The sequence below is a fragment of the Neobacillus sp. DZ-9 genome (genome assembly GCF_059587065.1).
In genome coordinates, this window is sequence record NZ_JCAIOL010000004.1 from 391,759 (window position 1) to 404,700 (window position 12,942).

At 41.1% G+C, this 12,942-nt stretch carries 12 protein-coding genes; 6 read left to right on the top strand and 6 right to left on the bottom strand.

From position 1 onward, the window contains the following. Positions 1-39 precede the first annotated feature (39 nt). Positions 40-1,251, bottom strand: coding sequence for a CynX/NimT family MFS transporter (locus AC59HZ_RS13615; protein WP_496546350.1), 1,212 nt, complete (start codon positions 1,249-1,251; stop codon positions 40-42). Positions 1,252-1,364: 113 nt separating this feature from the next. Then, positions 1,365-1,709, bottom strand: a complete 345-nt coding sequence (locus AC59HZ_RS13620; RefSeq protein ID WP_496546351.1) for a YggT family protein — start codon at positions 1,707-1,709, stop codon at positions 1,365-1,367. Between the two features lie 258 nt (positions 1,710-1,967). Here AC59HZ_RS13620 and nirB point away from each other — a divergent pair, with 258 nt between their 5' ends. The 3 genes from nirB to AC59HZ_RS13635 are packed head-to-tail and all read left to right on the top strand — an operon-like array spanning position 1,968 to position 5,588. Then, positions 1,968-4,376 carry a nitrite reductase large subunit NirB gene (gene nirB, locus AC59HZ_RS13625; RefSeq protein ID WP_496546352.1) on the top strand — a complete coding sequence of 803 codons (2,409 nt, stop codon included), beginning with the start codon at positions 1,968-1,970 and terminating at the stop codon, positions 4,374-4,376. A gap of 23 nt (positions 4,377-4,399) precedes the next feature. Then, a complete protein-coding gene (nirD, locus tag AC59HZ_RS13630) occupies positions 4,400-4,723 on the top strand; it encodes a nitrite reductase small subunit NirD (RefSeq protein ID WP_496546353.1) in 324 nt (107 codons plus the stop codon). A 16-nt stretch (positions 4,724-4,739) separates the two neighbouring features. Then, complete coding sequence (locus tag AC59HZ_RS13635) at positions 4,740-5,588, top strand: formate/nitrite transporter family protein (protein WP_496546354.1); 849 nt, start codon at positions 4,740-4,742, stop codon at positions 5,586-5,588. Positions 5,589-5,626: 38 nt separating this feature from the next. On the opposite strand, the gene AC59HZ_RS13640 is transcribed toward AC59HZ_RS13635, so the two are convergent. Continuing rightward, the gene (locus AC59HZ_RS13640) at positions 5,627-6,232 is read right to left on the bottom strand and encodes an HAD-IA family hydrolase (protein WP_496546355.1); all 606 of its coding nucleotides are present in this window, start codon (positions 6,230-6,232) and stop codon (positions 5,627-5,629) included. A gap of 109 nt (positions 6,233-6,341) precedes the next feature. On the opposite strand from AC59HZ_RS13640, the gene AC59HZ_RS13645 reads away from it, so the two are divergent. Further along, positions 6,342-7,460 (top strand): DUF1835 domain-containing protein, encoded by a 1,119-nt coding sequence (locus AC59HZ_RS13645; RefSeq protein ID WP_496546356.1) that lies wholly within the window; start codon positions 6,342-6,344, stop codon positions 7,458-7,460. A 75-nt stretch (positions 7,461-7,535) separates the two neighbouring features. On the opposite strand, the gene AC59HZ_RS13650 is transcribed toward AC59HZ_RS13645, so the two are convergent. Next, positions 7,536-7,949 (bottom strand): hypothetical protein, encoded by a 414-nt coding sequence (locus tag AC59HZ_RS13650; protein ID WP_496546357.1) that lies wholly within the window; start codon positions 7,947-7,949, stop codon positions 7,536-7,538. A gap of 320 nt (positions 7,950-8,269) precedes the next feature. Between AC59HZ_RS13650 and deoD the strand changes: the two genes are divergently transcribed. Continuing rightward, positions 8,270-8,989: a purine-nucleoside phosphorylase gene (deoD, locus tag AC59HZ_RS13655; RefSeq protein ID WP_496546358.1), complete on the top strand. Its 720-nt coding sequence runs from the start codon at positions 8,270-8,272 to the stop codon at positions 8,987-8,989. A gap of 26 nt (positions 8,990-9,015) precedes the next feature. Here the strand turns inward: deoD and AC59HZ_RS13660 are convergent, their stop codons facing one another. Together AC59HZ_RS13660 and AC59HZ_RS13665 are read right to left on the bottom strand one after the other, a co-directional pair. Beyond that, positions 9,016-9,504, bottom strand: a complete 489-nt coding sequence (locus tag AC59HZ_RS13660) for a M15 family metallopeptidase (RefSeq protein WP_496546359.1) — start codon at positions 9,502-9,504, stop codon at positions 9,016-9,018. A gap of 756 nt (positions 9,505-10,260) precedes the next feature. Then, positions 10,261-11,496 carry a helix-turn-helix domain-containing protein gene (locus AC59HZ_RS13665; RefSeq protein ID WP_496546360.1) on the bottom strand — a complete coding sequence of 412 codons (1,236 nt, stop codon included), beginning with the start codon at positions 11,494-11,496 and terminating at the stop codon, positions 10,261-10,263. 124 nt (positions 11,497-11,620) lie between these two features. On the opposite strand from AC59HZ_RS13665, the gene AC59HZ_RS13670 reads away from it, so the two are divergent. Then, entirely contained in the window at positions 11,621-12,925 is a 1,305-nt protein-coding gene (locus AC59HZ_RS13670) for an MFS transporter (protein WP_496546361.1), read from the top strand. The last annotated feature ends 17 nt before the right edge of the window (positions 12,926-12,942 follow it).

Consider the following 12,942-nt stretch of genomic DNA (forward strand, 5'->3'; position numbering starts at 1 on the left):
AGACAAAAAAAGCGAACAGTGACTGGCGCTGTCCGCCTTTTAAATATACCGATCGCGGCCCGCTATCATCCCAAATAGCATAACGATGACAGAGACTAAAAGGAGGGTGATGAGTGGAATGGTCCACATATGGGTCGTATCATATAAGAAGCCAATGAACATGGGGCCAACTGCAGCAAGGATATAACCGGTTGATTGTGCCATTCCTGATAATTCAGCAGCCTGTGAGGCATTCCTTGCACGGAGTCCAATAAAGCTAAGTGCTAATGGAAAGGTTCCACCTAATCCTATCCCAATTAAAATAATACTCATAATGGCAATTGGATAGGATGAGCTAAGCAGTAATCCGCCGTAACCAGTAAAGGAGCAAACGTTTAACATGACTGCAATCCAGCTTTGTGAACGGAAACGTCCGGCGATCACGGGAATAAAGAAACTGGCAGGCAATCCGACTAATTGGGAAAACGAGAGCATCCAGCCGGCAGTGCTGGTACTCATTCCGCGGCTGTGTAGGATTTCAGGCAGCCATGAAATTGTGACATAAAATAAAAAGGACTGAAATCCCATAAACGTCGCGATTTGCCAGGCAAGCGGCGAGCGCCAGATTTGATTAGAACTGGAGCTGACTTTTTTGATGGTATTTTGACTTCCTTGATTGGATTTCACAAGAAGTGCCCACACCAAAATCCCAATTACCGCAGGAATACCCCAAACAATTAAAGCTCCCTGCCACCCAAGATTCAAGCCTTCTGCTAATGGCACACTAAATCCTGAAGCTAATGAGGCAACTAACCCCATCGAGGTTGAATAAACACTTGTCATTAAGCCGAACTTCTCAGGGAATTTGTCCTTTACGACAGCTGGCAAAAGGACATTTCCAATCGCAATCCCCATTCCAATCAAAAGGGTCCCGGTGAAAAGAAAAAACGTCACGGGGATAGAACGGATGCCTATTCCGATTAATAGTGAGAACAAACCGACGAGCAGTGTCATTTCATTTGAAATTCGACTGGCTAATTTTGGAACGATGGGTGACATGATGGCAAAAACAAGTAATGGCAGACTCATAAGTAAGCCGGCACTCCAATGGGCAAGGCCCACATCAGCCTGAATTTTTCCTACCAACGGCCCTACCGAGGTAATGGCTGGGCGCAAATTAAAGGCTATAAGGACAATCCCAGCTATAAGTAAAAATATATAGTTCGATTTCGATTTTGATTTCGTATGAGCAATTGACTTTCGTAATTCCACAAATAGAACTCCCTTTCTTACAAACAAACTTACTTAAGTATAACATAACAAATAAAGAAAGAGGTAAAGGGCGAACAGATCCTACTGTTCGCCCTTACAAATTTATATTCTTTTTAAACACCAATGACATTCAAGGATTGACGGAGACCTTCAAGAGCAAACATTCTGATAAACCTAAAGGCGAATAAGGCGATGATTGGTGAAACATCAATTGGGCCTAAAGGGGGAATAAACCGCCTGAATAAGCCTAAATATGGCTCAACTATCCTAGAAATCCAACTTCCCATTTTTGATGAATGAAATTGAGGAAACCAGGAGCCAAAAATCGAAATTAAGATTAACCAGTAATATGCCTCAAAAACATATTGTACAAATAGAAAAATGTTAGAGCTCAATGTATATCTTCCATTCTCTTTTAATTTTTTTATAACGGACAAACCATTGTCCAGATGATACATATACGATGAAGAACCAAAAAGGTTTCAAAATTATTATGTAGAAAAGAACAAATATTATCAACTCCTAATTTTTAAAATAACCCACTCAGATTGTATGCGTTACCAATGCTGCGAGGATAAAGCTGGTCAGTCCTTTAAGTGATTAAAGCGATGAAATTTGTGTGTCAGATTAACTTACACATTCATGTTAATAGACTTTCTAACGTGTTATAAAATATTCAAACAATTTATTTTCTAACATGGAGGGGGTATAAAGGGATGAGAAAACAAAAGCTTGTACTTGTCGGGAATGGAATGGCTGGGGTCAGAGCAATAGAAGAAGTGCTTAAAATTAACCGGGAAGGATTTGAAATAACCATTTTTGGTGAGGAGCCTTATCCGAACTACAATCGAATACAACTATCCACGGTCCTGCAAGGAGGTACCTCTGTTCGTGATATAACCTTGAATGAATGGCAGTGGTATGTGGACAACCATATCCGTTTATATCCCGGTGAATCAGTTATGGCCATTGATAAGGATAACCAAATGGTATATACAGATAAGGGGCGAAAAGAGTCCTATGACAAACTAATTTTGGCGACCGGATCAAACCCATTCATGCTGCCGCTGCCGGGTGCAGATAAAAAAGGAGTTACCGCCTTTCGGAACATTAAAGACTGCGAAAAAATGATTGAATATTCAAAAAAACATAAAAAAGCGGCGGTTATTGGCGGGGGCTTGCTTGGCCTTGAAGCCGCACGCGGGTTATTGAACCTTGGGATGGAAGTGGAGGTCATCCATATTCATCATTACTTAATGGAACGTCAATTGGATCAGACGGCTGGGAAACTTTTGCAAACAGATCTAGAAAAACAGGGGATGAGATTCCTTTTACAAAAAAACACAGCAGAAATTTTAGGGAAAAAACAGGTTACAGGTCTTCGTTTCAAGGATGGCAGCAAGATTCAGACGGACTTAGTGGTAATGGCGGTTGGGATTAAACCCAATATTTTATTAGCGAAAGAAGCTGGAATTCCCGTTAACCGTGGAATCATTGTCAATGACTACCTAGAAACAGAAGTACCAAATATATTTGCCGTTGGGGAATGTGCGGAGCATCGCGGCATTGCTTATGGCTTAGTGGCCCCGTTGTATCTGCAAGGTCAAGTATTAGCTAAAAGACTTTGCAGCATAGAGGATGAAGGGTACAAAGGCTCTGTCCTTTCAACGCAGCTGAAAGTATCTGGCGTCGATGTTTTCTCCGCCGGGAAAATAAATGAGGACGAACATACAAAAGCCTTCAAAGTGTACGATGATTACCGCGGTGTTTATAAAAAAGTTCTAATCGAAGACGGAAAAATATCTGGGGCTGTTTTGTTCGGTGACACGAAGGATGGGAATCGTCTATTAAGCCTAATTAAAAAGGGTTCAGCGATTGAGGAATATTTAGAGACGGACCTTGGAAATGGAGATGAGCAAAGTGTCGTCGCCACAATGGATGATAGAGAACTCATTTGCGGCTGTAATGGCGTCACAAAAGGAACCATCATGGAAGCCATCCGATCGAAGGGATTGACAACGGTAGACCAAGTAAAGGGCTGTACAAATGCCTCGCGCTCCTGCGGGGGATGTAAATCACTTGTATCCGATCTATTACAATGTACCCTTGGTGATCAATATCAGGCAGACCATAAGGAAGCCATTTGCGGATGTACAGACTTATCGAGAGATGAGATTTTGCAGGAAATCCGTGAAAAGGGTTTGACTCATATTCGCGAGGTTATGAATGTACTCGACTGGAGAACGGATGGCTGCTCGAAATGTAAGCCAGCTTTAAATTACTACTTAGGAATGATCTACCCATTAAGTTACAAGGATGAGAAAGAAGCCCGCTATGTGAATGAAAGGATGCATGCCAATATCCAAAAGGATGGCACTTACTCGGTCGTTCCACGAATGTATGGAGGAGTGACGACCGCAGATGATCTGAGGAAAATTGCTGACGTTGCAGATAAATACAAGGTAGGATTGATTAAGGTTACGGGGGGCCAGCGCATTGACTTACTTGGTGTAAGAAAAGAGGACTTACCCAAAATGTGGGCTGATCTGGATATGCCCTCCGGTTCTGCCTATGCCAAAGGACTTCGAACTGTAAAAACCTGCGTTGGTGAAAATTTCTGCCGTTTCGGTACACAAGATTCCATTGGAATGGGGATTCGTCTGGAAAAGAAATTTGAAGGATTAAATACTCCCCACAAGGTCAAAATGGCCGTTTCCGCTTGTCCAAGAAATTGTGCAGAGAGTGGTATTAAAGATGTTGGCGTAGTCGGTGTCGACGGGGCATGGGAAATGTATGTAGGTGGAAATGGTGGGACGCATCTCCGTTCAGCTGATCTTTTATCTAAATTTAAAACGGAGGATGAGCTTGAAGAAATGATTGGTGCTTTCCTCCAATATTACCGTGAAACGGCCAATTATTTAGAAAGAACTTCCGCATGGGTCGAGCGCTTAGGACTTGATCATATACGGGGAGTACTCTCCGATCCAAACACAGTGAAAGAATTAATGACGCGTATGGAAGAAGCGTTGTCTGTTGTTCAAGATCCTTGGAAGAAAGCTATTCAAGACAAAGCACTGTTAAAAGACCTTTATGAATCTTTGAAACTCCCGGTGGAAACTAAGTAACGGATTATTGGAGGGGAAAGAAAATGGAAAAAACACTTCATCCCATTTTGGTCGGAAAAACGGAAGACTTACCGCAAAAGCTTGGTAAAACGGTTACGATTGGCAGTAAAGAAATCGCTGTTTTTAGATTGGAAAATGGAAAAATTCACGCCATTGAAAATCGTTGTCCTCACAAAGGCGGAGTGCTAGCGGAAGGAATCGTGAGCGGGGATTTTGTTTATTGTCCCCTGCATGATTGGAAAATCAGCGTGAAGGATGGAAGGGTGCAAGCACCAGATGTGGGGTGTATTCAAACCTATCCCGTTGAAGTCAAGGACGGTCAAGTATTTCTTTTCATAAGTGAATAAAAGGGGGAGTGATGGGATGTCAATAGTAAGTCCAAATCAAGTGGTAGAAAACATGATTCAGGCAGGGGAAGCGAAAGCCAAACTGCCGGTAAAGGATTTATTGATTCGTGGTGCGCTGGCGGGAGCGTTTCTTGGGTTTGGAACGACCTTAGCCTACTCTGCTGAACTGCAAACAGGGATGGGGATCATAGGTGCGATTCTTTTTCCGGCTGCTTTTGTCCTAATCATCCTGCTTGGGCTGGAAATAGTAACCGGTAGTTTTGCGCTGATACCGATTGCCGTCATGGACAAAAGGATAACCGTTCGCCAAATGTTGAATAATTGGTTTTGGGTCATAATCGGTCATATTGCAGGAGGAGTTTTTTATGCCTGGCTGTTTACGATTGCCTCCACACAGTTTGGACATGTGACCGACAATGCTGTAGGAGCGAAAATTATCGCCGTAGCACAGGCCAAAACAGTGGGATATAGAAATCTTGGGGTTGATGGATTCATTGTTGTGTTTGTTAAAGCAATGTTATGTAATTGGATGGTGACACTTGGAGCGGTAATGGCCATGACTACCAAGTCGGTCATTGGCAAAATTGCTGCCATGTGGCTGCCGATTTTAATCTTTTTTGCCCAAGGCTTTGAGCATGCAGTTGTGAACATGTTTGTCATTCCTGCGGGGATGATGCTTGGTGCTAATGTTTCCCTCACAGATTGGTGGGTCTGGAATCAAATTCCAGTACTAGTAGGAAATTTGGTTAGCGGGTTTTTATTTACTGGGGCAGCCTTATATTATACACACAGGAAAGCCGAGACTAAAAAGGTGTTGGACATGGCAAAGCAGGCAGCTCCCCTGACAAGTCCGCAGCAAGGTTAATAGAAAGTTTCAACTTAAAGCCCCCTTTGTTTAAAAAATCAGAGGGGCTTTTTATTGAAGTGGATAAGGACTTCAGAAATAAAATCGGCATAGCTGTCGATATGAAAGTCTGCTTCTATATTACGATTTTGAAAGGCAACGCTCTTGATATTTAAATGCCTGGCGGGAATTAAATCTAAGTCGCGGTCGCCGACTACCAAATCAATATGATGACTCTTTAGGACATACTCATAGGAAGAATGATGAGGCTTCCTAGTGAAACCTTGTTCTTCAACGGATACGATTTCCTTAAAGTATTTGGCTAAATTGTATTTTTCAAGGAGATAGATAGTAGATTCTTTATCCCGGTGAGTCACTATAATATTGTTATCAACGGCTGATAATACATCCACTAAATGTTCAAACGGAACACTGTGTGTTTTCGAGTAATAGTTATGTAGCTTTTGGTATTCTGCTCTAAGCTCTAAAGATATTCCATAGTGTTTAAAAGCTGTTAAGGAATCTTTTTTTAACCATTTCAGCACTTCTGCTCGGTCCAAGTCTTGCTGGCTTAATTTAATGAATCCTTCGACAAGTGCCGGATAAGTATCAAAAAGAGTCCCGTCGAAATCCCACAATATATTAATATGAATCCCTCTCTTCAAGTTCACTACTTCCCATTATAGAAAGGGCAGAACATAAAAATCAACTAAGGTTTATCTAAAGGAATTTGTGGCCATTTTGGAGAAAATAGAAAGGAGCTTATAAGAGGAGATGAATGTTATTAAAACTAGAGATCATTATCCATACATATATTTTTTCAGTGAACCAAATGTTGTTTTTGTCTATCAAATTGAAGGGGACGACTATTTAACGGCGTCAGAATTGTCGGATCATGGAGAATGGCAAACCTACGAACTCCATAATTCGGCTGACTTTGATTCATTTTACCATGAGGAACAGGAACCTTTGGAAGGCCGCGGTTATTTTGTTCAACAGCATCAATTAGGTTTTATGGCTAGAAAAATCAATCAACTGATACAAAAGCACCGGCAAAAGAAGCCATCTTCCAGTTATTTGAAGGAAAACGGTCCGGTGCATCTTGTTTCATCCACCTCTACAGCAGGAGCATTAAGATATGGTTTGGAGCACCCAAAGAAGGTTATTGGCTTTCAGGAACCCTTTGCAATCGGACCACTATGGAAGTTGGATCGTAAAGAAGGACATGACTACCGTTATGAATGGCTAAATGAGAATATCAATTTTGAAATAGAAGTTTATGAATTGGAGAATTATTTTTCCAAAACGCTATTAGAAATTGAGGATATACCTGAAGATGTTCCTCTATATATTTGGACAGCCAATAACGGGGATGAACAAACGTGGCTTCGTTTTATTCTTTTTTTATTACGGGATAAACCAAATGAGATGATTCTGATTAATACGACCGAACAATGGTGTGAAGATGAAGGGAGGTCCATGGTTCACTCGGCATGGCTGCATCCGGAACAGTTAAAAGTTTTATTTGACCAAAACAAAACCGCCAATCCGTTATCAAATGAAGAGCAAGTCCAGTTTCAAAAAGATTGGGAACAATTAGTGCAATCAAAAGAATGCCTTCGGTTATGGCAGAAGGGAAGAATAACAAGTGTGCCAGAAGATTATTTTGATGGCTTCATCATCAAGACGATTGAGCAGCTTCATCAGCAGCAGGAAACTAAAGAGTTTATTCGGGCAGGTGAAGTAATTGGTGAAATCCTTGGTCAGCTCGATGAATTGGTTACGGATAGTTTTTTTGAATATCGAATCAGACATTTAATCTATAGCGGAATTCTTGAACTAAAAGGAATTCCGAAATCGATGAGGCACTATCGTGTAAAACTGCGAGGGTGAAAATGGTGTTTATCGGCGAAAGGCGAAATGTTCCCAATATGTTTCATTGGGAACATTTCAATATGATAATATTTTCTACTTACCTATACTTGTTTTCTCTTTTTCTTTCACAGCGTTAAACTGAAACTTTTTAAGATTTGATACCCACTCGTAGTAGTGAATTTCACACAGCCCTCGAAGAAAATGGTAATTAAAACAATCCTCAACTCCACATAATTTAATTTCCTTGGGTGTGTGTGGATACCCTATTTTTTTATAAATGTAGTTATGATGTTCGCAGTAACCATTGGCAAAATAAGGTTTGGAACAATCCACTGCCAGACAGTGGTCAACCGAGTGAGCCTCTACCCTGATGGTATCTGTATTCCCTCTTCTTCTCATTCGCACGTAATGCTTATTACATAACTGCCGAGCTTTAATGGGTTCACCGCATCCTTCTACAGTACATAGACCTTTCGTAGAAAGCCGCTTTTTTTCAACTGTTTCCAATTGTCCTCAACCCCTTAACTAAATTGTTTTAAAAAATGGAATACCTTGAAGGATTTGGTATTATCTGTTTTAATTGAAAAAACCTCTCCTAAGCGAAAGAAGAGGATTCTTACTCTTCAGAACTAGAAGAGTAATTTGGCTGAAATGGTTATTCTAGTAATAGCAGCTAAATTTAAGTGTATACAATATTTTTATTATTTAAAATAATAATACAAATACTACAATTTGTATACCCACTTAAAAATTTTCACAATATATAGATTTGTAAGCGTTTCTAAATACGAGGATTTATTTAGGTCATAAAAAGGAGCGAAACAAAGATGAACACAGCTAATCAAAAAGAAACCCCGCATATCAAACCAAATGGAGTAGAGATTGCCGAAACCATCCTCTTGCCAGGGGATCCATTAAGAGCAAAGTTTATTGCTGATACCTACTTGGATGACACGGTTCAATTTAATTCCGTCCGCAATATGCTTGGATTTACCGGAACGTATAAAGGAAAAAAAGTTTCTGTTATGGGAACAGGGATGGGCATGCCAAGCATGAGTCTTTATTCATGGGAGCTGATTCATGTTTTTGGTGTGAAAAATTTGATTCGGATTGGTACATGCGGTGCCATCCAGGACCATATGAATTTATATGATATCGTTTTTGCCATGGGGGCTTCGACAGACTCCCGTTATGTTCACCAATACAATCTTCCGGGAGAATATTCGAATATTGCCTCGTTTGCCTTATTGGAGAAAGCGAAAAGGTCAGCCGACCAAAAAGGGTTTCCGGTCCATGTTGGAAATGTTCTTTCTAGCGATATTTTTTATAATGCCGATGAAACCGCGTTGGAAAAATGGCGGAAGATGGGGATTTTATGTGTAGAAATGGAGACGGCCGGTCTTTATATGAATGCAGCCTATGCCGGAGTTAATGCACTTACGATTTTGACCGTTAGTGATCATATTATTCGTCATGAACAAACGACACCAGAAGAAAGACAAGTAGCTTTTACAAATATGATGGAAATTGCTTTGGAGCTGGCTTAGCAATTATAAAAGGCGAACAGTGATTGTCACTGTTCGCCATCTGCTGTCACAGATGAGTTTGGTGGTCTTTCTCCATTCTGTAAATCAGCAATTGTCAAGCCAAAATTCATTTCTAAATGGGGATAATCTTTAAATTTGGCCCAATCGCCGCCCCATTGGAATCCTAAGGTTTTTGCCATTTTAACCACCTCGGTCCAATCTGCAACGCCATTTTTATTTCCATCATAATTCATGTCCCAAATGACATCACCTGTAGGAGTTTTTAGCGCAAAATCGATAGCCAGCCCAAAATTGTGGTAGGACTCTCCGCCTTTAGCATACGTTACAATATTTCCTTCAGATGTACGGCCTTTTTCAAAAAGTCGATCCTGATCTTCCGCACTTCGGAAGCCATCCGTAATTACAAGTACAATTCCTTTTTTGGCAGCCTGCTGGATTAACTGACTGCTCCGTTCTTTTACAATTGGATGGAGATCAGTTGGTAAAGGAGTTGTCTGCTTCTTATCAGATCCCATAAAAGGAATTGATTCATTATGAAACACAATGACGTATAGGATAGTGAATATGATGAGTAATAATGTGAATGATAAACTTCCTATCCGCTTCAATTCTTTAGATTCCTTTCGTAAAAAAAATTATTTCACTTTCTAAGACGAATAAAATAGCGTAGTTGTTTCATATTTTTCATCGTTTCGACAATAAGAACAAAAATGTGCACCTTCGGATATTAAGAAATGACCCTAATGCCCGTTCGCAAGAAAAAAGGGTGGCTGAGGTAATTAGGAAGAGCCCCTAATGCCCGTTCGCAAGAAAAAGTGCTGCTCGCGGTAATTAGGAGAGGCTCCTAATGCCCGTTCGCAAGGAAAAGTGCCGCTCGAGGTAATTAGGAGAGACTCCTAATGCCCGTTCGCAAGGAAAAGTGCCGCTCGAGGTAATTAGGAGAGGCTCCTAATACCCGTTCGCAAGAAAAAAGGGTGCCCAAGGTAATTAGGAGAGGCTCCTAATGCCCGTTCGCAAGAAAAAGTGCTGCTCGCGGTAATTAGAAGAGGCACCTAATGCCCGTTCGCGAGAAAAAGTGCTGCTCGCGGTAATTAGGAGAGACTCCTAATGCCCGTTCGCAAGAAAAAGTGCTGCTCGCGGTAATTAGAAGGAGTCCCTAATGCCCGTCAGCAAGAAAAAAAGAGTACCTGAGGTAATTAGGAGAGGCTCCTTAAGCCCATCAGCAAGAAAAAAGGCGGCCCACGGTAATTAGGAGGAGCACCTAATATCCTTTAGCATGAACTTTTCCCGGATGTCTGAATAATTCTATACGTTTCATTAGCAAAATCCTTATACTTCGAAGCCGGGAGCGGACGATAATTTTCGACTGCCTCCAAAGAAGTTTGAAGGGCTTGGTCTCTGTTCCCAAGTTCGTGATAACAAAGGGCTTTGTACACATCGACAATGTATAACAACGACAAATCAAACGGATGATGTGCCCAATTCGTTATTATTACTTTTTCGAGGTATGGAATGGCTTCGTCATATTGTTTTAGGCCATAATAGGCTTTTCCTTTTTCAAGGAAAAATAAGACTTCAAAGTTATCCGCCAATTTCGGGTCCGATAAATAGTCATCAATGATAACTAACGCTTCTGCGTAAGCTTTCTGCTCAGAAATAAGAGACATAACCGTGAAAACATCATAAAAAACAAGGGAAAACGTGTCATCCGCAAATTCACCATATTGCTTTAACTTCAACGTAAAATGCCGTTTTTTCTGTTCATCGTGGGTCATTTCCCCATGTGCCGCAGCAAGACGATATAAATCATCAATTCGATAAAAGATACGGTGCTCTTTTGAAAAATCAATCGCACTTTGCATCACTCGTGTTGCAGAATCAGAATCTCCGACAGCGAAATGCAAAATCGCTTCATTGTAGTCTAGGTCTACTCGGGTCATCGGGTCGATGTAAGCATGGTTTGCTTCTAGTTCAGCCCGCTCTGACAACAATATGGTTAATGATTCAGAATAATCATGTTCCAGGAATTTCATCATGGCACGGAAGATGCCAATACTAGCCCGTTTTGCAGTTAGCATCATCTCATCGTACATGATTGCAGCACGATCGGAAAGCTCCCGCCAGCCCTCTTTTTTTTCATTGTAAAGACAGCGGCTATATATATCCAATAATCGGGCGGACTCATATCCATTTGAGAGGTTCTCTAAATATGGTTCGATGAGGGTTGCAATCTGTCGATACCTCTCAGGTGATTTATCACGCTTAATATTATATAACTTCTCCGCTTTTTCTAACACTTCTCTTAATTCCAGCGAACTTACCTCTTCTAAAAGTTCAGTGACATCTACCCCGAGACGTTTTGCGATATAGGCTAAACTTTCCATTGAAGGCTTTGCTTTATTATTTTCGATTAAACTAAGCATTCCTTTTGTGAGTTCCTCACCGGCAAGCCCCTCAAGCGTCATCTTTTTCCTTTTTCTAATTTCCCGAATTCGTTCTCCTAACATGTCAATAAGCACTTCCCTAGGCAATTTAATTAATTAGTTTAATTATATTAAACTTTTTCTTGAAATGAAAGTGGCTGCCGTGATATGATTTGTTTAATTAAATTAAACTTTTGGGGTGGGTTTGATGATGGAGGACCGTTTAAAGCTAAAAAAAGCCACGTATCATCTCTGGACATTCACAATAAGCAAGCTGATTTCTTCCTTTGGAGCGCAAATTTATTCCTTTGCCGTCAGTTTTTATATTTTACAACTAACAGGCTCGGCCGCTAGTTTTGCTGCTAATCTTATCTGCAATATATTGCCGAGGACCCTTGCCGCACCCTTTGCTGGCTACTTAACTGATAAATATCCGCGAAAAATAATCGCGATTACTGCACAAGTAGCGACAACCTTGGCCATTGGCGGGCTACTCACAGTAACAGTAACATCAGGTCTATCCTTGGTAGCCGTTTATACGACTTCTTGTATTTTGTCACTGACCTCGATGTTTTCGGGAGTGGCGTTTACCTCATCGATAACAGGGCTCGTTGACAAGGAACGAATTCAAAAAGCGATGTCTTTGAATCAAATGTCGATTTCCTTTGCCGCGATTGCCAGTCCAGCTGTAGGAGGACTTCTCTATGGCGCTGTATCCATGCCAGTTTTCCTTATTACCTATATGAGCGCATCCGTCATAGCTATTTTGTTGGAATCGACAATGAATTTTACCTTGTTTGCCAACAGGAAGGAAGAGGTAAAGGGGGAAGCGAAAGAATCGATGTGGCAGAGCCTGAAGGCTGGAATTCATTATTTGAAACAGCATTCGTTAATCGTTACCATCATCTGGATGGCACTGTTAATTAATTTCCTCTTTGGTGCCTACGAGGTCGGTTATTCCTTTATCCTAATTGAAAAATTGAAAATGGCTTCCCGGAATTTTGGCTTTACCCAAGGAGCGTTTGCCATCGGAATGCTAGCGTTGTCTGTTTATTTTTCCGTAAGAAAAGAAGTTAAATTTCCGTTTCGTTTAGCCAAACGAGCCTTCATTGGAATGGGAATCATCATGGGTGGAGCGGCATTGCCCATTCTCATCTCAATGTCTGGCACCGCGGTTTTTGTTTATTATTTAGTCATCATGTTTACTTTAGGGACTATGATTATCACAGTAAATACTCCTATTCAGGTGATGCTGCAAAAGCAGATTGAGGATGATTTTAAAGGGCGCGTGTTTTCCATAGTGGAAACAATGGCAATGGCCTTAATGCCGTTAGGAATGGTGTTGTACGGCTTTTTGTATGATGTTTTCCCAGCTCAATGGATTCTCCTTCTCTCGGCTTCCCTGTTTGTTGCGGTGACTCTTATCCTTGCAAGGCCGTCTGTGGTAAGAAGGGCACATCCGGAGCTTAGCGAGGAAAAGAGTGTCAGCGGAAAAGTGGCTCGTAATTTTTAGGAGAGGCAAAGGAAAAG

Excerpts from the sequence above, each read along its gene's own strand:
- AC59HZ_RS13620 (WP_496546351.1), bottom strand. The coding sequence starts at position 1,709 with ATGTATCATCTGGACAATGGTTTGTCCGTTATAAAAAAATTAAAAGAG.
- nirB (WP_496546352.1), top strand. The coding sequence starts at position 1,968 with ATGAGAAAACAAAAGCTTGTACTTGTCGGGAATGGAATGGCTGGGGTC.
- nirD (WP_496546353.1), top strand. The coding sequence starts at position 4,400 with ATGGAAAAAACACTTCATCCCATTTTGGTCGGAAAAACGGAAGACTTA.
- AC59HZ_RS13635 (WP_496546354.1), top strand. The coding sequence starts at position 4,740 with ATGTCAATAGTAAGTCCAAATCAAGTGGTAGAAAACATGATTCAGGCA.
- AC59HZ_RS13645 (WP_496546356.1), top strand. The coding sequence starts at position 6,342 with ATGAATGTTATTAAAACTAGAGATCATTATCCATACATATATTTTTTC.
- deoD (WP_496546358.1), top strand. The coding sequence starts at position 8,270 with ATGAACACAGCTAATCAAAAAGAAACCCCGCATATCAAACCAAATGGA.
- AC59HZ_RS13660 (WP_496546359.1), bottom strand. The coding sequence starts at position 9,504 with ATGGGATCTGATAAGAAGCAGACAACTCCTTTACCAACTGATCTCCAT.
- AC59HZ_RS13665 (WP_496546360.1), bottom strand. The coding sequence starts at position 11,496 with ATGTTAGGAGAACGAATTCGGGAAATTAGAAAAAGGAAAAAGATGACG.
- AC59HZ_RS13670 (WP_496546361.1), top strand. The coding sequence starts at position 11,621 with ATGATGGAGGACCGTTTAAAGCTAAAAAAAGCCACGTATCATCTCTGG.